Here is a 20227-nt window from a genome sequence, read left to right on the forward strand (position 1 = left end):
CTCAGGCCGCACCAGGGCGCACGACGCCGGATTCGTAGGCGAACACGACCGCCTGGGCCCGGTCCCGCAGGCACAGCTTCATCAGCACCCTGGCCACGTGCGTCTTGACCGTGGCCTCGCCGACGTACAGGTCTCTGGCGATCTCGGCGTTCGTCAGCCCCCTGGCCAGCAGCCGCAGCACCTCCAGCTCGCGCGGCGTCAGCTCGGCCAGCATCGGCGAGGGCGTCGGGTCGGCGCGCCCGGCGAACGTGGCGATGACCCGGCTGGTCACGGCCGGGTCGAGCAGCGCGTCGCCGGCGTGCACCACCCTGATCGCCTCCAGCAGCTGCTCGGGCGGCGACACCTTGAGCAGGAACCCGCTGGTGCCGGCGCGCAACGCGGCGTAGAGGTTCTCGTCGGTGTCGAACGTCGTCAGCGTGATGACCTTGGGCGGCGAGGGCGTGTCCAGCAGCTCCTTGGCCGCGGCGAGCCCGTCGAGCCGGGGCATGGAGATGTCCATGAGGACGATGTCGGGTCTCGTGCGGCGGGCCACCGCGATGGCCTCGCGTCCGTCGCCGGCCTCGCCGACGACCTCCATGCCGGGGTCGCTCTCGACGACCATGCGCAACCCGGCCCTGACCATCGCCTGGTCGTCGGCGATGACGATTCGTATGCCCACAGGCGGAGGGTAGACGGCCGATGCCCGGCTTGGACACCCAGGTCAAGCCGGGCACAAGTCAGTTACAAGTCTACGAGGGGCGCACGCTCTGCCTGATGCGCGTCTGGACGGCGTCGTCGCAGGTGTTCTTGGCGCAGAAGTACATCACGAGCATGGTCTTGGGCCGGCGGTCGATGACGTAGCTGACGAATCCGAGCCGGGTGCCGCCGGCCGGGTCGTGCAGCACGCCGTCGAAGCGGGTGGCCGGGCTGCTGCCGGCCTGGTCCTGCACGGGCTTGCCCAGGTCCACCTGACCGGGCAGCAGGTTGTCCATCTTGCTCTTCATCTGCTCGGAGTCGCCGCCCGCGTCGAGGGTGTCGGAGACCTGGACGTACACGCCCACGGCGCTGTCGGGGTCGTCGGCGACGATCTGGGAGATCGCCGACCAGTCGGCGCCCGGACCGGCCACGAACAGCGACTCGAACTCGGTGGCGTGCGGCGAGGCCACGGCGAACAGGTCCTGGTGGGTGCGCGCGGTCCAGTCGCCGGGGTACTCGAAGGCCAGCGGCGCGGCGGCGCTGGCGGCGTAGCGGGACCAGGTGTCGCCGCGGTGGTTGAAGATGATCATCGCGACCAGCGCCAGCGCGGCCACGGCGGCCACCAGCGTGACCGCCACGATCGGCAGCCGCCCCGGGCGCCTGGCCGGGGCCGTCGGATGGGTGGGGGCCGCGCGCCGCGAATGGGCCTCCTGCGGCCCCGAGAGCTGTCCCAGACCGTGCGGGCCCGTCCCGGGCACCGCGTACGGGCTCTGCTGCGGACCGGTCCGAGGGGCGGCCTGAGGCCCCGTACGGGGCCCGGTCAGCGGGCCGGCCGCCGCTCCCGGGACCGGCGCCGCGTGCGGGCCGGTGCGGGGGACGGCGTGCGGGACGGCGTGCGGGACGGGATGGGGCCCCGAGGGATGCCGGCCGCCCGGCTCGGCCTCCTGGCCGCTGATCGCGTCGCGCAGCGCGGTCACGAACTCGGCGCAGGTGGCGTAACGCTGCTCGGGCGCCTTGGCCAGCGCGCGCGCCATCACGACGTCCACCTGCGGCGGCAGCTCGGGACGGAGCTGCGACAGCGGCACGGGCTCCTCGGCCAGGTGCGCCCACAGCAGCGCGATGTCGTTCTCCCGCTGGAACGGCAGCCGCGCGCTCAGCGCCTCGTAGACCACGCAGGCCAGGGCGTACTGGTCGCACCGGCCGTCGATGTGCTCCTTGTTGATCTGCTCGGGCGACATGTACCGGGGCGTGCCGATGAACTGGTCGGTCTGGGTCAGGCCGGAGATCGACGAGCGGTGCTTGGTGATGCCGAAGTCGGTCAGGTAGACGTGGTCGCCGGCCAGCAGGATGTTGGCCGGTTTCACGTCGCGGTGGATCAGGTCGTGGGCGTGCGCGGCGTCGAGCGCGGCGGCCGTCTGGGCGAAGATCTGGTTGGCCTGGGCGATCGGCAGCGGGCCCCGGTCGTAGATGAGCCTGCGCAGGTCGAGGCCGTCCACGTAGCGCATGGCGATGTACAGCACGCCGTCGGCGTCGGCGTTGGCCTCGTAGATGGGGATGATGTTGGGGTGCTCGATGCTGGCGACCGTCCTGGACTCCAGGATGAAGCGCTGGCGGAACCTGTCGTCCACCGAGAGCACCGGGTTGAGGATCTTCAGCGCCACGCGGCGGCTGAGCCGGGGGTCGAGCGCCAGGTAGACGACGGCCATGCCGCCCTTGCCGACGATGTCCTCGATGTAGTACCCGGCCACCTCCTGGCCGATGAGCGATCTGTCGTTCAATTGCATCACGTCTCGATGGGATGGCCGCAGTAGCCGCAGAAACGATGGGCCGGGCCGAGCCTCATGCCGCACGAGGTGCAGTACTTGACCGGTGGCGAGTCGGGGGCGGTCATCACCTGCTGCTGCTGCGGGACCGCCTGGAACGGCTGCGAGCGGCGCACGACGACGGTCTGGCTGGCGCCCTCGTCGAAGGGCGAGGGCACCGGCAGGGTCTCCGGCAGCTCGATCGGTCTCTCCGGCGCCCGCCGCCGCCACAGCAGGAACACCAGGCCCGCGCCGGCGATGAGCAGCAGCCCGGCCGCCACCAGGAACGGCCACAGCGGCGTGGAGCGCGACGGCGGCGCCGCCGCCTGCTTGGTGCCCTGGTCCTCGGGCCCGCCGCGCTTGGCCAGCGACGTCTTGAGCAGGGTGGCGGCCACCACGTTGCCGGGATAGAGCTCCAGCACGCGCTGGAAGCCCGGCGCCGCCTCGGTGTAGTACTTGGTGTGGTAGCGGGTCAGCGCGGCCTCGAAGGCGGTGTCGATCGCGCCCCTGCGCGGCGCGACCTTGGCCGCGGCCAGGGTGGCGGTGATCTCCCTGACGCCCAGCATGGTGGCCGACTTGCCGCCGCCGATGAGCATGCCGATGATGTGCCCGTCCTTGTCGCCGATCACCGGCGCCCCGGCCAGGCCCTGGTCGGCCAGCGCGCCCAGCTTGACCGGCTCGTCCACCTTCTTCTCCGGGTCGGCGAACGGCCTGCCGGACACGCCGGCCTGGCCGCCCTTGGCCAGGTGGGCGATCTGCACGGTCTCCTGGACGCCGGGCCCCGGCCGGCCGAGGAAGCCGGCCACGTTGGTCGGCGAGCCCTCCTGCTCGGGCACCTTGTCGGCGAGCGGCGCGGTCGGCATGCCGACGCTGCCGGCGGCGGGCGTGAGCGGGATCAGCACGGCGGGGGTGTCGGGGGTCTTGCCGGCCTTGATGCACTTGTACTTCAGGCCCTGGCCGGGCGGCGAGACGTTGGTGAACACCGTGATGTCGGTGGTCACGTCGATGATGCAGGTGGCGGTGCTGGTCTTGGGCGGGTAGCACTCCTGCAGGTGGTGGTCGAGCAGGTCGTCCTTGAGCTTGTGCTTCTGGTAGTCGAGCGGGATCTTCACCTTGTGGTGCTCGGCGAAGATCTTGTTGGCGGCGTAGACGGCGACGTCGTTCGGGTTGACGGCGTTGCGCCTGAGCGTGACGACGTCGCCCTCGGGGTTGACCACGGTCCCCGTGCCCGACGCGAACGGGATGTCGTAGGAGCGCTCCACGTGTTTCAGCTCGCCGATGTGGTCGAGCAGGGTGATCTCCACATGGGACACCGCCTCCACCCGCACCACGGCCGGCGTCACCAGGTCGGTGATGCCGCTGGGATGGTTGTGGGCCGCGGCGGGGAGAGCCGCGGGGATCGCGAGCAGCACGAGCGCCGCCGCCACGCTGCCCGCCAGAGCTGTGATGCGCGCCATCTTGGCTCCAAACACTGAATAGGTCCAGGTTCCCAATCAGATGCCGTAAGTCAATAGATCGATACATAGACAAGCGCTTGCTCGGGGACTTACCGTACCGGGATGGCGTTCGCGATCGGCGTCGACGTCGGCGGCACCTTCACCGACGTGGTCCTGAGCGGCCCCGGCGGGGTCACCGCCGTGGCCAAGTGTCTGAGCACCCACGACGACCCCATCGCGGGCATACTCACCGGCGTTACTCGCGCGCTCGGATCCGTGGACCCCGCCCGGGTCACCCGGGTCGTGCACGCCACCACGCTGGCGACCAACGCAGTGCTCGAACGCACCGGCGCGCGGGTGGCGTTCGTGACCACCCGCGGCTTCCGCGCCGCCGTCCCGCTCGGCCGCTACGCCCGCGTGGAGGAGGACCGGTACGACCTGCGCTTCACGCCGCCCCCTCCCCCGGTCGCGCCCGGCGACTGCTTCGAGGTGGACGAGCGCGTCTCGGCCCGCGGCGCCGTGCTCACCCCGCTGGACCCCGGCTCGGTACGGCGGGCCGCGGCGGAGATCGCCCGGCGCGGCATCACCTCGGCGGCCGTCTGCCTGCTGCACTCCTACGCCGAGCCCGCCCACGAACGGCGGGCCGCGGCGATCCTGCGCGAGCACGTGCCGCACGTGGTGGCCTCCTGCGAGATCTGGCCCGAGATCCGCGAGTACGAGCGCGCCACCACCACCATCATGTCCGCCTACATCGGCCCCCTGATGACCTCCTACCTGTCGCGCCTGCGCGAGCGCCTGGCCGCGATCGGGATCGACGCGCCCGTGCACGTCATGGAGTCCGGCGGCGGGGTCGTCTCGGCCGAGCTGGCGGCCCGGCGCGCGGTGTCCACCATCGAGTCGGGCCCGGCCGCCGGGGTGCTGGCGGCGGCGGGGACCGGGCTGCCGGACGTGATCTCGTTCGACATGGGCGGCACGACGGCCAAGGCGTGCGTGGTGCGCGGGGGACGCCCGGAGATCACCCACGAGTTCCACGTGGGCGGCAAGGGCAGCTTCGGCGGGCGGCGCGCGGGCACCGGCGTGCCGATCAAGACGCCGGCCATCGACCTGGCCGAGGTCGGCGCGGGCGGGGGCAGCGTCGCGTGGCTGGACCCGGCGGGCGCGCTGCGCGTCGGGCCCCGGTCGGCGGGCTCCTCCCCCGGTCCCGCCTGCTACGGGCTCGGCGGCGGCGAGCCGACGGTCACCGACGCCGACCTCGTGCTCGGCTACCTCTCCTCGGCCTCGATGCCGCTGTCGGCGCCGCTCGCGGCCAAGGCCGTGGACCGGCTGGCCGGGCCGCTCGGAGTGTCGCGGGAGGAGGCGGCGCACGCCGTGCACGAGATCGTCAACGCCTCGATGGCCGCGGCCGTGCACGTGGTGACGGTCCAGCGCGGGATCGACCCGCGGGGGTTCGCGCTGGTGGCGTTCGGCGGCGCGGGGCCGATGCACGCGGCCGGGGTGGCGCGGCGGTTCGGGATCGCGACGGTGGTGGTGCCCGCGTACTGCGGGGTGGCCTCGGCGGCCGGGCTGCTGGCGGGGGCGCTCTCGACGGACCGGGTGTTGTCGCGGCTGGACGCGGCCGACCCGGAGGAGGTCTTCGCCGCGCTGGTCGCCGAGGCCGCCGCCGATCTGGGCGTCGCCCGGGTGCGGGTGGCCCGGTCGGTGGACGTGCGCTTCAAGGGGCAGTCGCACGACCTGACCGTGGACTGGGCGGAGTCGCGGGAGGAGCTGGCGTCACGATTCTTCGCGAAATATGCCCAGGTGTATGGGATTGTCCAGCAAGGAGAGATCGAGCTGGTCAGCTACCGCGTCCGCGTCCGCGTCACCGACGCCGCCGCGCCCGCCCCCGCCGCCGCGCCAGCCGGGCCTGACTCGCCAGGCGGCGGTGCGGAGGGCCGCAGGAGGGCGTACTTCCCCGAGGCCGGGGGGTGGCTCGACGTCCCCGTGCACACCCGGCGGACGCTCGACCGGGTGCGCGGCCCGGCGATCGTCGAGGACGCCGAGTCCACGATCGTCGTCCCGCCCGGCTGGCGGGCCGCGGCCGGCCCGTTGGGCGCCGTGCGCCTGACCCTGGAGGGTGCGCGGTGAACGACGCGCTGACCGCCGAGGTGCTGAGGAACGCGCTGGTCGTGGCCGCCGAGGAGGCCAGCATCGTGGTGGTGCGGTCGGCGTACTCGACGTTCATCGTGGAGGGCTCCGACGCCTCGGCGGCGATCCTGGACGCCGGGGGCCGCCTGGTCGCGCAGTCCATGGCGACCACGCTGATGAACAGCATGGCCCTGAAGGCCGCGCTGCCCGAACTGCTGAAGGACGTCCCGCCGCACACCATGCGGCCCGGCGAGGCGTACGCGCTCAACGACGCCTACCGGGGCGGCGTGCACACCAACGACCTGCTGGTCTACCGGCCGGTGTTCGCCGGCGGGGTCCCGGCGTACTTCACCGCCACCATGATCCACGTCTCCGACCTGGGCGGGCTGTCGGCCGGCGGGATGGCGCCGCTGGCCACCGACATCTTCCTCGAAGGGCTCCAGCTCCCGCCGGTCCGCCTGGCCACCCGGGACGGCCTGGAACCGGCCGTGGAGGCCGTCCTGCGGGCCAACAGCCGCACGCCCGACAAGGTCATGGGCGACGTACGGGCACTGGTGGCCGGGACGGCGGTGGCCGCCGCCCGCGTGGAGGCCCTGATGGCCGAGTACGGCGTGGCGGGCCTGGCCGCGGGCGTCGAGGGCTACCTGGACCACACCGAGACCAGGACCCGCGCGGCGCTGGCGGAGCTGCCCCGGGGGCGGTTCGAGGCGTCGTACCCGATCGACGACGACGGGGTGCGGCCGGGGGTGGCGCACCACGTACGGGTCGCCGTCACGCTCGGCGGGGACGCGGCCGTCCTCGACTTCACCGGCACCGGGCCGCAGGTGCCCGCCGCGATCAACGCCTCGGCGTCGCAGTCGCTGGCGGCGGCCGTCTTCGCGGTGCGCTGCTTCCTGGACCCGACGATCCCGATGAACGACGGCTGCCTGCGCGCGATCGAGGTCGTCCTGCCGGAGGGCTCCCTGCTGAACGCCCGTTCCCCCTATCCGTGCGGCGGCCGGTACGTCCCCATCTACGCCGCCATGGAAGCGGTGTTCCAGGCGATGTCGGACGCGATGCCGGACCGTGCGATCGCGGCCAGCGGGATCCTCCAGCCGTTCTCGATCGCCGCGGTGGGGGCGCCGTACTGGATCCACCTGTCCTACGACTTCGGCGGGGTGGGCGCCCGGCAGGGGCTGGACGGGCCGGACGCGACGGGCGTGCACTTCGGCATCGGCCGCAACTCGGTGCCGCAGGCCGAGCCGGTGGAGAGCCGCTGCCCGCTGATCGTGGAGTCGGTCGAGACGATCGCCGACTCCGGTGGGCCCGGCCGCTTCCGGGGCGGGCTCGGCTCGCGTACCGTCTACCGCTTCCTGGCCGACTGCCACGTCACCACCCGCGGCGACCGCCTCCGCCTCCCGCCCCCGGGCCGGGACGGCGGCCTGCCGGGCAGGGTGGGCGGCTTCCACAGGCGCCACCTGGACGGGCGGGTGGAACGCCTGGCCTCGAAGGTCAACAACGTGCGGTTCGCGGCGGGCGAGGCGTTCATCGTGGAGACCACGGGCGGCGGCGGCCTCGGCCCCCCGTCGGAAAGGGACCCGGCGGCGATCCTGGCCGACCTGGAGTCCGGCCACATCACCGCCGAAGGTGCCGCGACCGACTACGGCTTCGACCCTCGCGGGGCGACCAGGACGGCCGGGTCGAAGCTCACCGGATAGGGCGCCGAGAGACTGACCGTGGTGCCCGCCTCATACGCGACCGGGCCCTTGTAGGAGTCTTCGTCGAGCTCGTAGACGTAAAGCGTCGGCCCCTCATCAGGCTCAACGCGCCAGTAGACGGGGATTCCGGCTGCCGCGTAGGCCGCCGCCTTGGTGGTCCTGTCGAAGGCCCGGGTGCCGGGGCTGACCACCTCCACTGCCAGCAGCAGGTCGCTGGGGGCGAACATGAGCGACACCGACTCGCACGCCTTCTCCGGCACGACGGCGAGGTCGGGGATGTAGAAGTCCTTCTCGCCGGGACGCACGTTGACAGTCGTCAACGCCTCCAGCCCGAGGGGGGCCGCGTCGTCGAGGATCACCAGTAGCCGAGAGATCACTCGCTGGTGCAGGGGGGTGGGGGCAGGGCTCACTACTAGGCTCCCGTTGAAGAGCTCGTAGCGGTTCCCGTCGTCGGGGAACCTGAGCAGGTCGTCGACTGTGAACGGCGGCGCGCCGGGAAGAACGGTGCGCCTCGTCGTCGGTTCGATCGCCAATGCGGTCACCCATTCAGTATCGGGAGTCACGCCCTTGTCCACATGCTACTTCCCCCAAAATGGTCACCTGTAGTCACCAGGCCGCCACGCCTCGGCGCCGCGGCGGACGGCGGTGTGGACGGCGCGGGCCGCGCGGGCGCCCCACTCCGAGCGGGGGCCGCCGAAGAGCTGTTCGGGGCCGTCCTGCGGGACGACCACGCAGACGGCGTCCGAGGCGGTGCCCGTGCAGGGGTAGCCGGCCTCGATCAGCGCCTGGCTCTTGGCCTCGGTGACCGTCATGACCAGGTTCACCAGGGCGGCGTCCGTCATGGCGACGGGCAGGACGGTCACGATGTTGACGGTGCCCGCCCGCATGGGGGCGAGCTCGGGGTCGGCGGCGCCATCAGGGGCGGCGGCCCAGGTGGGGACGCGCAGCCCGACGGTGGCCACGGCCTCCGCTCCCCCGTCGGCGGCCCGCACGTACCGGTCGACGGAGGCGGCGGTCAGCATGCCGACGCCGGGGCCGGGCGGGCCCAGCTCGACCAGGTGGTCCACCGGGTCCATCCGCGCGTAACCGGCCACGACCTGGGCGTTCAGCACCCATTCGCGGGGGCCGATGCCGCCGCCGAGCATGGCCGAGGAGATCATGCGGAAGCCGGGGCCGAACTCCCACAGCAGGGACCCCAGCCGGGTCCCCTCCTCCACGCGATAGGTCAGCTGCACGTCCCACCTCGCACCAGGTGCACCACGGGCCGCCCGTCGGGGCCCGGCTCGATCTTGACACGGGCGTCGAAGTGCCGTCCGATCAGCGCCTCGGTGAGCACCTGTTCGGGGCGGCCCGTGGCGGCGGCGTGGCCGTCGGCCAGCAGCATCAGGGAGTCGGCGTACAGGCCGGCGACGGTCAGGTCGTGCAGCGTGGTGACGACGGTCAGGCCGTCGGCGCGCCGCAGGCGGTCGACCAGTTCCAGCACCTGCTGCTGGTGGCCGAGGTCGAGCGCGGTGGTGGGCTCGTCGAGCAGCAGCACGGGGGCCTGCTGGGCCAGCGCCCTGGCCAGCACGACGCGCTGGCGCTCGCCGCCGGACAGCTCGCCGACGCGGCGTCCGGCGAAGGAGGTCAGGTCCAGCCGGTCCAGCACGGACGCGGTCACCTCGCGGTCGTGCCGGCTCTCCCGTCCCAGGTAGGGGATGTACGGCGTGCGCCCCAGCAGGGCGTAGTCGAAGACCGTCATGTCGGGCGGCAGGGCGGGCGTCTGCGGGGCGTAGGCCAGCAGCCTGGCGCGCTCGCGGGGCTTGAGCGCGGCGAGCGGGCGCTCGTCGAGCACGACCTCGCCCCGCTGCGGGACGATCGCGCCCATGACGGTCTTGAGCAGCGTGGACTTGCCCGCGCCGTTGGGCCCGATGATCGCCAGCCACTCGCCGCGCCGCACGTGCGCGTCGACGCCGGTCAGCACGTCGCGCTCGCCCAGGCGCACCGACAGGCCCCGTACGCCGATCACGTGGCCACCCGCCTGGTCATGCGCAGGACGCCGACGAAGAACGGCGCCCCGACGAACATCGTGACGACCCCGATGGGCAGCTCGGCCGGTGCGATCACGGTACGGGCGATGAGGTCGGCCGCCACCAGGAAGGCCGCGCCGCCGATCAGCGACAGCGGCAGCACGATCCGGTACGAGCCGCCCGCCAGCCGCCGGACGACGTGCGGCACGACCACGCCGACGAACCCGATGAGCCCGCTGACCGCGACGGCCGACGCGGTGGCCAGGGAGGCGGCCACGAGGACGGTCAGGCGTACCCGGCCGGCCCGTACGCCGAGGCTGCCGGCCTCCTCGTCGCCGACGCTGAGCACGTCCAGCATCCGGCCGTGCAGCAGGAGCAGGACGGAGGAGACCGCGGCGTACGGCAGCACCAGCAGGAGCTGGTCCCATCCGCCGCCGACGTCGCCGAGGATCCAGGAGTAGATGCGCTCCAGCTCCTCGACCTTGAGCTGCTGGACGAACGTCTGGATCGCGGTCAGGAACGACGTGACCGCCACCCCGGCCAGCACCAGGGTCGCGGTGCCGCCGCCGGTGCCGCCGGAGCGGCCGGCCGCGTTGCCCAGCGTGTACGCCAGGAACACCCCGCCCACCGCCCCGGCGAAGGCGGCGACGGGGATGCTGGCGCTCGCGCCGGGCAGCAGCACGATGGCCAGCGTCGTGGCCAGCCCGGCGCCGGAGGCGGCCCCCAGCAGGTACGGGTCGGCCAGCGGGTTGCGGAACACGCCCTGGTACCCGGCGCCGGCCATGGCCAGCAGGCCGCCCACGACCGCGGCGACGAGCACCCTCGGCAGGCGCAGCTCGTACAGCAGGCCCTGCTCGACCGGCGCGAGGCCCGAGTCGGCCGAGACGAACGGCAACCAGTCCGCCACCTGGAGGACCACCTGCCACGGCGAGATGTCCGCCGCGCCGCCGAGCAGCCCGGCGACCATCGTGAGGGCCAGCACGGCGAGGGCGCCCGCCACCCAGACGGGACGCGCCCTCGACGGCTGCGCCTTGCCTGTCACGCTCAGCCCGCGCCGCCGGCCTTGGCCACGGCCGCGCCGATCGCCTGGGCCAGGTCCACGACGCGCGGGCCCCAGCGGGAGGCGAGGTCGTCGTCGAGCTGGACCACCTGGTCGTTCTTGACGGCCGAGAGGTTCTTCCAGCCGGGCCGCTTGACCAGCGTCTCCTTGCTCTGCTGGCAGCACTTGACGTCGGCCAGGAAGATCAGCGCGGGGTCGGCCTGGGCGACGAACTCGGCCGACAGCTTGGGGTAGCCGCCCGCCGCGTCCGGGGCCTGGTCGGCGATGTTGGTCAGCCCGAACATGGCGTAGACCTGGCCGATGAACGTCTTGGACGTGGCGGCGTACGGCGTCTGGTCGAGCTCGTGGTAGTAGGTGAGCTTCTTGTCCTTGGGGGCGTCGGCGGCCAGCTTGGCCATGGCCGCCTTCATGCCGGAGACGACCTCGTCGGCCTTGGCCTTGTTGCCGGTGGCCGCGCCGATCTCGCTGATCTCCTCGTACGCCTCCTCCAGCCCGGTCGCGGCCGGTTCGAGCAGGACGGGGACGTTCACCTTGGCCAGCTCGGCGACGATCTTGTCCTGGTCGTTGGAGAGGATGACCAGGTCGGGCTTCTTGGCGATGATCGCCTCGACGTTCGGCTTGAAGCCGGACAGGTCGCTCTTGGGCGCCTCCGGCGGGTAGTTCGACTGGTCGTCCACCGCGACGACCTGCGGGCCGGCGCCGACCGCGAACAGCGTCTCGGTGTGGGTGGCCGAGAGCGAGACGATGCGCTCGGGCTTCTTGGCGAGGGTGACCTTGCCGTTGCCCGCCTCGACGGTGACCGGGAAGTCCCCGGTGCTCGCCGCGGTGGTGGCGGGGGGCTGGCGGGGGGGTTGGAGGGGGCGACGTTGGCGCCGGTCTGGCCACATCCGGCCAGGACGAGCGTTCCCAGCAGCGCGCCCGCGAAGGCCGTGCGTACGGGCCTCACGAGTAGTCCTTTCACACTGTCGGAACCGAGAGACCCGCGTTGAGCGACGGATCACCCTTTTCCACGAGGGTTGATGACGTCGGCGCAGAGGCAGGCGACCTGGCTATGACAGTTGCGGGACAGCGCCGGATTCGCACCGGACTTCGCTGCAGCACTGCGCGTCGGACAAACGTTATCAATGCCCCAGAAGTCCTCGACGTCAAGGGGGCGCGGGCCCCCGCGTCGAAGCTGTGGGTCAGGCGGCGAGCTGCGCCTCCGCGGCGGCGATGACCTCCTGGAGGCGCAGGCCGTGCGCCGCGTCCAGCGGGTGGCCGCCGCCGCGCCGGACGGTCTGGGCGAACTCCTCGGCCACGACCTCCAAGGGGTCCTCGTCGCCGGGCAGCAGGACGGCGTTGCCGGTCCTGCCGTACACCTCGAAGGTCGAGGGCGGCAGGTCGCCGACGGCCGCCATGCACAGGGACGCCTCGCTGACCGCGCCGCCCTCGTGCTCCAGCAGCAGGCCGGTCCAGCCGAGCGGGTTGCCGTGCGCGCGCACGCCGACGATCCGGCCGAGCGCGGCGTCGAGCAGGTCGATCACGTGCGGGCCGACGTCCAGCAGGGCGCCGCGCTCCAGCCGCCACGGGGTGGCGAACGGGTTGCCGCCGAGCAGGGCGCCGGAGATGTTGGCGGCGTGCCCGCCGAACGGCTGGATCTCGGCGCAGCGGGCCAGGAACGTGCGGGTCGGGGTGGCGTAGCGCAGGGTGAGCATCATCTGCGAGGGCACGCCCGTCTCCGCCACGGCCTCGGCCACGCGCATGGCCCCCTCGACGGAGTCGGCGAGCGGCTTCTCCAGCAGCAACGCCTTGCCCGCGTGGGCGGCGCGGACGGCCAGCTCGGCCTGCACACCGGGCGGCACGCAGAACGCCACGGCCTCGCAGGCGTCGAACAGCTCCTCGACCCGCTCGTACACGGGGGCGCCGAGCCTGGCGGCCTGCTCGGGGCGGCGGGCCCAGACGCCGGCGAGCCGGGTGTGGGGACCTCTGGCCAGCATCGGCGCGTGCGCCATCTCCGCCCAGGGCCCTGCCCCGATCAGCCCGACCGCGACCGGCTCCATCCGTCCCCCTTAGTCCGCTTTTCTCCAGACCTTAGATCCCTCGTCCGGGCTCCCGTCCACCGCCCCCTCCGGTCAGGCGCGGGAGCGGTGGATGGCGTGTTCCGGGCGGTGGACGAGGGTGCCGCCGTCGAGGGCGATGGTCTGGCCGGTGATGCAGCGGGACTCGGCCGAGGCCAGGAAGCCGACCAGGTCCGCCACGTCGTCGGGGGCGCAGGGCCAGGGCAGGAGGCGTTCGGCGGCCTTGTCGGCCAGCTGCTCCGGGGTGAGGGCCCGCTCGGCGGCGGCGGTCATGACCAGCGCGGGGGCGACGGCGTTGCAGCGGATGCCGCGAGCGCCGTACATGGTGGCGACGTAGCGGGTGAAGCCGACCAGGGCCGCCTTCGAGGTGCCGTACGCGGCGTGGTCCACGTCGCCGGTCAGGCCCGACACCGAGGACGTCAGGACGATCGCGCCGCCGTCGCGCATCACCGGCACGACGTGCTTGACCAGCAGCATCGCGCCACGCAGGTTGACCTCCATCGTGCGGTCCCAGACGGCGGCGTCCATGGCGGTCAGGTCGCCGTCGCGGCCGTAGACGTCGCGGTCGAGGCAGGCGGCGTTGGAGTGCAGCACGTCCACCCGGCCGAAGGCGGCCACCAGCGCGGCCACCGACTCCTCCACCTGCTTCTCGTCCGACACGTCGCAGGTCAGCGCCATGGCGGCGCCGCCCCGGGCGCGTACGGCGGCGGCGGTGGCCCGGGCCGGGGCCGCGCGCAGGTCGAGCACGCCCACCCGGGCGCCCTCGGCGGCCAGCCGGGCCGCGCACGCCGCGCCGATGCCGGACCCCGCCCCCGTCACCAGCGCCACCCGCCCGCCGAACCGCCCGTCGGGGGTACCCGCTGTCACCACTCCACCTCCAGCGCGCTCAGCCCGCGGCCCACCAGCGACCTGCGGTAGGCGACGGGCGCGTCCGGGGCGAGCCGCAGGCCGGGCAGGCGGCGCCCGAGGACGTCGAGCGCGGTGCGCAGTTGCAGGCGGCCGAGCGCCGCGCCGACGCAGAAGTGGATGCCGTACCCGAAGACCAGGTGGTCGGCGGCGTTGGGACGGTCGATCAGGAACCGTTCCGGGTCGGGGAAGACGGTCTCGTCGTGCCCGGCGGAGTCGGTGGACAGCAGGACGAGCGAGCCCGCCGGGATCGTCACGCCGTGCAGGACGACGTCCTGGACGGCGTGGCGGAAGGAGCCCAGCGAGGCGCCGTCGATCCGCATGCACTCCTCGACCGCCCCCGGGATCGACGCAGGGGCCACCGGCCAGGCGTCCTCGCGCAGCAGCCGCAGGACGCTGTTGCCGAGCTGGTTCGGGACGGTGTCGTTGCCGCCGAGCAGGATCGTGGAGATCAGCTCGACGACCTCCCGATGGCTCAGCTCGTCGCCGATCAGCGAGGTCATCAGGGACGTGAAGTCGTCCCGCGGGTCCTTGGCGCGGGCGGCCACCAGGCGGTCGACGTAGTCGAGGTAGGCCAGGAAGCTGTCGGCCAGCTCCAGCTGGCGGGCGGGCGGCTGCGGCGACAGGAACAGCATGAACCAGTCCTTGACGTGCGCCTGGACGAACGCCTCGTCGGCCTCGGGCACGCCGATGAAGCGGGCGGTCAGCTTGACCGACGGCTCGTGCCCGATCTCGGCGACGAAGTCGGCCCGGCCCCTCGGGGCGATCCGGTCGAGGACGTCCTCGTTCAGCCGCCGGAAACGCTCCTCCATGGCGGCGACGGCCCGCGGCGTGAAGGCGCGGGAGACCGAGCGGCGCAGCCGGGTGTGGTCGGGCGGGTCCACGTTGGCCACGAAGCTGGACAGGAACGAGCCGTGCTCGCCCAGCTTGGCGCGGGTCTGGGGGGTGAGGCTGCGGGAGATCGTCAGCGACCCCTCGGAGGAGAAGCGGGCCGGGTCGCCGTACGCGGCGCGCACGTCGGCGTGGCGGGTCAGCACGTACGCGCCCAGGCGCTCGCTGCGGAACACCGGCTGTCCGGCGCGCAGGCGGCGCAGGAAGTCGTACGGCGCGGCGACGTGCCAGTCGGCGGCGACGTCGAAGTCCTCGGCCGGCGCGGGGGTCGTCGCGGGGGTCATCGCAGGATCCTCCTGGGGTTGTCGACGAGCATCTGGTGGAGCTGGTCGCCGGTGACGCCGCGGCTGCGCAGTTCGGGCACGACGTCGCGGGAGATGTGCAGGAGGTGGTAGTTCGGGTGGCGACGCCGTACGACGTCGGGGTCGAACCGGTCGTTGAAACAGTACGAATCGTGACCTAGCACCATTTTTCCGGCGTGGCCGCGTTCGCACATCGCCGCCACCACCGCCACCCGGTCCTCGAACGAGCTGATCGTCTCGATGCCGAACCGGTCCATGCCCAGGTAGGAGCCGCCCGCCACCAGTTCCTCCAGGTACGCCAGGTCCGTCGAGTCGCCCGCGTGCCCGATCACCACCCGTTCCAGGTCCACGCCGAGCGAGCCGAGCAGCCGCTGCTGCTCCAGCCCGCCCCTGGAGGCGCTGTGGGAGTGCGTGGTGATCGGCGCGCCGGTGGCCAGGTGGGCCTCGGCCACGGCCCGGAACACCCGCTCGCACCCCTTGGTCATGCCGAGGTGGTCGGAGGCGCACTTCAGCATGGCCGCCTTCACCCCGGTCCGCCCGATCCCCTCGGCGATGTCACGGACGAAGAACTCGGCCAGCCGGTCCGGCCCGCCGAACAGCGACCCCGGCCCCCGGTTCCCGAAGTACGGCGGCAGCGCGTCGTAGGTGTAGAGCCCGGTGGCGGCCACGATGTTCACGGACGTCAGCTCGGCCACCCGCTGGACGGCCGGGACGTACCGGCCGAGCCCGACGACGGTCAGGTCGACGATGGTGTCGATCCCCTCGGCCTTGAGCGCGTCGAGCTTGGCCGCCGCCTCCCGCGCCCGCCGCTCCAGGTCCCAGCCCTCGGGGACGTCCGGCCAGTTCCACAGGATCTCCGGGCTGAGCCCGAACACGTGCTCGTGCATCAGCGTCGCCCCGAGGTCGGCGACCGGCCCCGTCACGGTCTCAGGCACGGGAACCTCTCGTGCTCGAAGGGCCGGTTGACCTCCAGGCCGAGCCCGTCGGTCTGCCGGTACGGCAGCCCGGTGTAGAGGGCGTCGGCGTCGAAGTAGGTGACGGTGAACGACAGGCGGGCGGCGTCGCGCCTGTTGGCGGGCGCGCCGTGCACGGTGAGCGCGTGGTGCACGGTGGCGTCCCCGGCTTTGAGGTCGAGCGGCGGCGACAGCTCCAGCTGCGCGATCCAGGGATGCTGGCTGAGCTGGTCGTCCCCGGCGCGGGTGAAGCTGCGCCCGAGCAGGCCGCAGCGGTGGGAGCCGCTGTAGAAGCGCAGCGACCCCATGTCGGCGGGCACGTCGGCCAGCGCCAGCCACACGGTCAGCATGGCCGAGCGGTCCATGGGCATCCACGGGAAGTCCTGGTGGAACTCGGTGGCGCCGTGCTCGCCCGGCTCCTTGACCAGCAGGTTGGTGACCTGCACGCGCACGGCCCGCACCCCGCCCAGCAGCCGTACGGCGTTGCGGCCCATGGCCGGGCTGGTGCTCAGCGCGCCGAACAGCTCGTCCTCGGCGGCGACGTCGCGGGACTGCCCGAAGGCCCGGTCGACCGGCGTGTTCCCGGCCCGGCTGCGCGACCGCAGGCGCTCGCGGGCCCGTTCGCGCAGCTCGCCGACCGTGTCCGGGGCGACCAGCCGGTCCAGGCGGACCCAGCCGTGCTCGCCGAAGAACGCCACCTCGTCGTCCGTCGCCTGGCGTACCGGGATCTCCATGGCCACCAGTGTGCCACTCCAAGCAAGCGCTTGGTAAGATCCTGGACGAGGAGGCTGCCGTGCGACGGTTCAGGTTCGGTGCGGTGCTGCGCGAGGCGCGGTCCGGCAAGGAGTGGGCCGAGCGGGCCAGGCGGCTGGAGGCGTCCGGCTTCGACGTGCTGCTGGTGCCCGACCACCTGGTCGGCCCGCGCTTCGCGCCCGTCGCGGCGCTGACGGCGGCGGCCTGCGCCACCACCCGGCTGCGCGTCGGCACGCTGGTGTTCGCCAACGACTTCCGGCACCCTGCCGTGCTGGCCAAGGAGGCCGCCACCCTGGACCTGCTCTCCGGCGGACGCCTGGAGCTGGGCCTCGGCACCGGTTGGATGGCCGACGAGTACGAACGGGCCGGGCTGCGGCTGGACCCGCCCGGCGTGCGCATCGACCGGCTGCGCGAGGCCCTGGAGGTGATCAGGGGCCTGTGGGGCGACGGCCCGCTGACCTACGAGGGCGCGCACTACCGCCTGGCCGGGCTGGAACAGGAGCCCCGGCCGGTGCAGCGCCCGCACCCGCCGATCCTGCTGGGCGGCGGCGGCCCCCGCATGCTGGCCCTGGCCGCCGAGCACGCCGACATCGTCAACCTCGGCACCCGCGTCAAACCGGACGGCACCGGCCCCGACCCGCGCGACGCCGGGCCGGAGGCGTTCCTCGCCAAGCTGGCGCTGCTGCGGCGGAGCCCCCGCCACCACCTGCTGGAGATCGGCACCAGCGTGATGCAGGTGGGCGAGCGCAAGCCGGAGGAGTCGTGGAGCGCCGCCGACAGCTCGGGGCTCGGCGACACGCCGCAGGTGCTGCTCGGCACCCGCCGCGACATCGCGGACCAGCTGCGCCACTGGCGCGACGCGCACGGCGTCTCCTACTTCGTGCTGCACCACGAGCGCGACCTGGCCGCCTTCACCCCTGTCGTCGAGGAGCTGGCGGCTCTGCCGGATGATGGACCTCATGGATGAGATGTTGTTGCTGAGGCACGGAGCCACCGAATGGAGCACGGCCGGCCGGCACACCGGCCGTACCGACCTGCCCTTGACACCCGACGGGGAGGACCAGGCCAGGGCGCTGGCGCCGCTGGTCAAGGAGTCCGCGTTCGGGCTGGCGCTGGTCTCCCCCGCGCAGCGGGCCCGCCGTACGGCGGAGCTGGCCGGTTTGACGGACTACGAGGTCGACCCCGACCTGTGGGAGTGGGACTACGGCAGCTACGAGGGCATCACCACGCCGGACATCAGGAAGACCCGGCCCGGCTGGTACCTGTGGCGTGACGGCGTGATCCCCGGCGACGCCGAGCATCCCGGCGAGAGCGCCGCCGAGGTGGCCGCGCGCGCCGACCGGGTGATCGAGCGGGCCCGCGGGGCCGAGGGGCGGGTCGTGCTGGTGGCGCACGGCCATTTCCTGCGCGTGCTGGCCGCCCGCTGGCTCGGCCTCGACCCGGCGGACGGCCGGCTGCTGAGGCTCGACACCGGCACCTACTCCCGGCTCGGCTTCGAGCACGCCGAACCGGTGCTGCTGAGCTGGAACTCGCCGGTGGCCTGAGAAGGGCTCGTCAGTCGCAGCCGAGGGTGGCGGCGGCGCGGATCAGGTCGCGGACCAGGTCGCGGTCGCCCTCCGACGCGTGCGGGAAGGCGTCCGGGGGCCACCGGCCGGCCACCAGGCGGCAGAAGTCCACCGCGCCGGCCGAGATCAGCCCGGCGTCCCGGCCCGGGGTGCGCGAGAGCGGGACCGCCCACGTGCCGCCTCCGGGCCCGGTCAGCACGACGGTGACCGAGACGTCGCGGCGCGGCCCCCGCAGCGCCCGGGGCAGCAGCGCCAGGCCGAACTCGGCGATCAGGCGCACGTGCCCGGCACGCGGCGGCGCGGGCGGGCGGCCGGTCGCGGCCCTGATGTCGTCGGCGTGCGTCCAGGTCTCGAACGTGCGCTGGACCAGGGCCTGGCGCAGCGGCGCGCGGGCCGGACGCACCCCCGCCAGCGCCACCTCGACCCCGAGCAGCACCTCCCCGGCCCTGGAGAGCCGTTCCAGCAACGCCCCGGCCTGCTCCCGCCAGCGCCGGTGCTCCCGGGCCGCGCCCGCGCCGGGCAGGCCCATGAAGGACGCCACGGTGGCGTCGTTGGCGGCCAGGTGCCCGACCAGGTCACGGACCGTGCCGTGCCGGGCGATCGGGGCGTCCCATTGGGGCGGGCTCAGCTCGGCGAGCAGGTCGTCCATGAGCGCCACCTGCTCGGCGTACGGCACGGTCACGGACGCCACGCCCCCGGCGGCGGGCGCGCGCCGGCGGCGGGCTCCCGACAGCACGGCCGCGCGCAGCCCCGGCGGCGGCCCCACGGGCGCGACGGCGGTGCCGTGTTCCGGGTGTGCGGCGAGGAGGTCGCCCTCATCCTCGCCATAGAGGTACGGGTCCGTCATGGCTGCCTCCGCAGCCGACGCTAACCCGGCCGCGGTTCCCGCGCCAGACGGCTGCCGGGAAACGGCGCGAGCAGGGTCTCGCGCCAGGGGCCTTCGAGATAGCCGCGGGCCCGCCTGCCCCAGTCGAGCAGCCGGGAATCGGGCGGGACCTCGTCGTCGAGCCCGAGGGCGGCGTCGCGGGCCCGCTGGGTGGCCAGGTGGTCCTCCAGCGAGACGGCCCACATGGTGACGGCCTCGGTGTCGCAGAACAGCACCTCGTACAGGCCGGTCAGGGTGTGGCCGTGCTCGGCCAGCAGCGGGGCGCGCTCGGTGCGGACGGCCTCCAGGTAGTCCAGCGCGGCCCCGGGTCGGACGCGGGCGCTCTCGAACAGGTAGAACTCGGCGGCGGGCGCCTCGGCGAGCGGCGGGCAGCCCGGCGCGGCGCCGAGCGGCCTGGAGAAGGCGGAGAAGCGCAGGTCGTCGATGTCGGACAGGAACAGGCGCTCGTCCACGCCCTGGTAGATGCCCATCATCTGGCGCCAGCCGCCGTCCCACCCGCCGTGGCAGTCCCACAGCGTGACGGCCTTGAACTGGGGGTGGCCGGTGATGCCCACGGCGTAGAAGGCGCCGACGAGGTCGATCTCGCGCGACCTGATGGACATGCCGGCGGTCAGGGCGGGCTCGGCGCGGCTCTCGTCCTCGCGTTTGTAGCGGGTCAGCCAGGTCAGGTACTCCAGCGGACGCCTGGAGTTCATCGGCCGGAAGTCGACCTCTTCGAGCAGGTGGATCGCGCGCCGCACCACGCCTCCTCTACCAAGCATTTGCTTGGCACGAGGATAGCGATCAGGTCAGCGCCTGGGAAGGCCGCGGCCCCCTGCCGGTCAGCCACTCCAGCACCCGGCGGTGCCCGGAGGCGGCGTCCTCGAAGTGGCCCCAGTGCCAGTAGCGCGGCTGGTCGCGCAGGCCGGTCACCCAGGTGCGGTAGGAGATGGCGGCGCCCGCGGGCGCCACGCCGTACGTGCGGACCACGACCTTGCCGCCCGGCGCGAGCAGCACGTCGTCGGCGATCGGGTACAGATTCATCCGGTCGAGCATGTCCGACATCCTGACCGGCGGAAAGTCCCCGCCGGTTACGCCACCGGCGCGCCCCCGTTAAGGGAGCGCGCCGGAG

General features: G+C 73.4%; 20 protein-coding genes. 4 read left to right on the forward strand and 16 right to left on the reverse strand.

What is annotated here, in order from left to right; translation table 11 throughout:
• Position 1 precedes the first annotated feature (1 nt).
• The 3 genes from ACNF49_RS43650 to ACNF49_RS43660 all read right to left on the reverse strand — a co-directional run bounded on the left by ACNF49_RS43650 (position 2) and on the right by ACNF49_RS43660 (position 3934).
• Positions 2 to 658, reverse strand: coding sequence for a response regulator (locus tag ACNF49_RS43650; protein ID WP_125630960.1), 657 nt, complete (start codon positions 656 to 658; stop codon positions 2 to 4).
• A gap of 70 nt (positions 659 to 728) precedes the next feature.
• A complete protein-coding gene (locus tag ACNF49_RS43655) occupies positions 729 to 2459 on the reverse strand; it encodes a serine/threonine protein kinase (RefSeq protein ID WP_482945664.1) in 1731 nt (576 codons plus the stop codon).
• On the reverse strand, positions 2459 to 3934 hold the full coding sequence (locus ACNF49_RS43660) for a hypothetical protein (RefSeq protein WP_357986954.1): 1476 nt from the start codon (positions 3932 to 3934) through the stop codon (positions 2459 to 2461). The genes ACNF49_RS43655 and ACNF49_RS43660 overlap by 1 nt, the downstream gene beginning before the upstream one ends.
• 102 nt (positions 3935 to 4036) lie before the next feature.
• Here ACNF49_RS43660 and ACNF49_RS43665 point away from each other — a divergent pair, with 102 nt between their 5' ends.
• Positions 4037 to 6037: a hydantoinase/oxoprolinase family protein gene (locus ACNF49_RS43665; protein ID WP_482941390.1), complete on the forward strand. Its 2001-nt coding sequence runs from the start codon at positions 4037 to 4039 to the stop codon at positions 6035 to 6037.
• Positions 6034 to 7734 carry a hydantoinase B/oxoprolinase family protein gene (locus ACNF49_RS43670; protein WP_482941391.1) on the forward strand — a complete coding sequence of 567 codons (1701 nt, stop codon included), beginning with the start codon at positions 6034 to 6036 and terminating at the stop codon, positions 7732 to 7734. Before ACNF49_RS43665 ends, ACNF49_RS43670 begins: the two co-directional genes overlap by 4 nt.
• Here the strand turns inward: ACNF49_RS43670 and ACNF49_RS43675 are convergent.
• The 10 genes from ACNF49_RS43675 to ACNF49_RS43720 all read right to left on the reverse strand — a co-directional run bounded on the left by ACNF49_RS43675 (position 7677) and on the right by ACNF49_RS43720 (position 16646).
• Complete coding sequence (locus tag ACNF49_RS43675) at positions 7677 to 8309, reverse strand: Uma2 family endonuclease (RefSeq protein ID WP_482941392.1); 633 nt, start codon at positions 8307 to 8309, stop codon at positions 7677 to 7679. The genes ACNF49_RS43670 and ACNF49_RS43675 overlap by 58 nt on opposite strands.
• 21 nt (positions 8310 to 8330) lie before the next feature.
• Positions 8331 to 8969 (reverse strand): adenosylcobinamide amidohydrolase, encoded by a 639-nt coding sequence (locus ACNF49_RS43680; protein ID WP_482941393.1) that lies wholly within the window; start codon positions 8967 to 8969, stop codon positions 8331 to 8333.
• On the reverse strand, positions 8960 to 9742 hold the full coding sequence (locus ACNF49_RS43685) for an ABC transporter ATP-binding protein (RefSeq protein WP_357986969.1): 783 nt from the start codon (positions 9740 to 9742) through the stop codon (positions 8960 to 8962). Before ACNF49_RS43685 ends, ACNF49_RS43680 begins: the two co-directional genes overlap by 10 nt.
• Positions 9739 to 10785 carry a FecCD family ABC transporter permease gene (locus ACNF49_RS43690; protein WP_357986972.1) on the reverse strand — a complete coding sequence of 349 codons (1047 nt, stop codon included), beginning with the start codon at positions 10783 to 10785 and terminating at the stop codon, positions 9739 to 9741. Before ACNF49_RS43690 ends, ACNF49_RS43685 begins: the two co-directional genes overlap by 4 nt.
• Before the next feature lie 2 nt (positions 10786 to 10787).
• Positions 10788 to 11690, reverse strand: coding sequence for an ABC transporter substrate-binding protein (locus tag ACNF49_RS43695; protein WP_482941394.1), 903 nt, complete (start codon positions 11688 to 11690; stop codon positions 10788 to 10790).
• A gap of 294 nt (positions 11691 to 11984) precedes the next feature.
• Positions 11985 to 12842, reverse strand: a complete 858-nt coding sequence (locus ACNF49_RS43700) for a Gfo/Idh/MocA family protein (protein WP_357986978.1) — start codon at positions 12840 to 12842, stop codon at positions 11985 to 11987.
• 72 nt (positions 12843 to 12914) lie between these two features.
• Positions 12915 to 13727: an SDR family NAD(P)-dependent oxidoreductase gene (locus tag ACNF49_RS43705; protein ID WP_482941395.1), complete on the reverse strand. Its 813-nt coding sequence runs from the start codon at positions 13725 to 13727 to the stop codon at positions 12915 to 12917.
• A complete protein-coding gene (locus ACNF49_RS43710; protein WP_482941396.1) occupies positions 13724 to 14941 on the reverse strand; it encodes a cytochrome P450 in 1218 nt (405 codons plus the stop codon). Before ACNF49_RS43710 ends, ACNF49_RS43705 begins: the two co-directional genes overlap by 4 nt.
• Positions 14938 to 15894 (reverse strand): phosphotriesterase family protein, encoded by a 957-nt coding sequence (locus ACNF49_RS43715; protein WP_357986987.1) that lies wholly within the window; start codon positions 15892 to 15894, stop codon positions 14938 to 14940. Before ACNF49_RS43715 ends, ACNF49_RS43710 begins: the two co-directional genes overlap by 4 nt.
• A complete protein-coding gene (locus tag ACNF49_RS43720) occupies positions 15879 to 16646 on the reverse strand; it encodes a phytanoyl-CoA dioxygenase family protein (protein WP_482941397.1) in 768 nt (255 codons plus the stop codon). The genes ACNF49_RS43715 and ACNF49_RS43720 overlap by 16 nt, the downstream gene beginning before the upstream one ends.
• Before the next feature lie 59 nt (positions 16647 to 16705).
• Here ACNF49_RS43720 and ACNF49_RS43725 point away from each other — a divergent pair, with 59 nt between their 5' ends.
• Complete coding sequence (locus tag ACNF49_RS43725) at positions 16706 to 17632, forward strand: TIGR03621 family F420-dependent LLM class oxidoreductase (protein WP_357986993.1); 927 nt, start codon at positions 16706 to 16708, stop codon at positions 17630 to 17632.
• Positions 17625 to 18209: a histidine phosphatase family protein gene (locus ACNF49_RS43730; RefSeq protein ID WP_482941398.1), complete on the forward strand. Its 585-nt coding sequence runs from the start codon at positions 17625 to 17627 to the stop codon at positions 18207 to 18209. The genes ACNF49_RS43725 and ACNF49_RS43730 overlap by 8 nt, the downstream gene beginning before the upstream one ends.
• 10 nt (positions 18210 to 18219) lie before the next feature.
• On the opposite strand, the gene ACNF49_RS43735 is transcribed toward ACNF49_RS43730, so the two are convergent.
• The 3 genes from ACNF49_RS43735 to ACNF49_RS43745 are packed head-to-tail and all read right to left on the reverse strand — an operon-like array spanning position 18220 to position 20139.
• A complete protein-coding gene (locus ACNF49_RS43735; protein WP_357986999.1) occupies positions 18220 to 19077 on the reverse strand; it encodes a maleylpyruvate isomerase family mycothiol-dependent enzyme in 858 nt (285 codons plus the stop codon).
• Between the two features lie 20 nt (positions 19078 to 19097).
• Positions 19098 to 19856, reverse strand: coding sequence for a hypothetical protein (locus ACNF49_RS43740; protein ID WP_357987002.1), 759 nt, complete (start codon positions 19854 to 19856; stop codon positions 19098 to 19100).
• A 43-nt stretch (positions 19857 to 19899) separates the two neighbouring features.
• Complete coding sequence (locus ACNF49_RS43745; RefSeq protein ID WP_352323674.1) at positions 19900 to 20139, reverse strand: hypothetical protein; 240 nt, start codon at positions 20137 to 20139, stop codon at positions 19900 to 19902.
• Between the last annotated feature and the right edge of the window lie 88 nt (positions 20140 to 20227).

The sequence above is a fragment of the Actinomadura sp. ATCC 39365 genome (genome assembly GCF_054392275.1).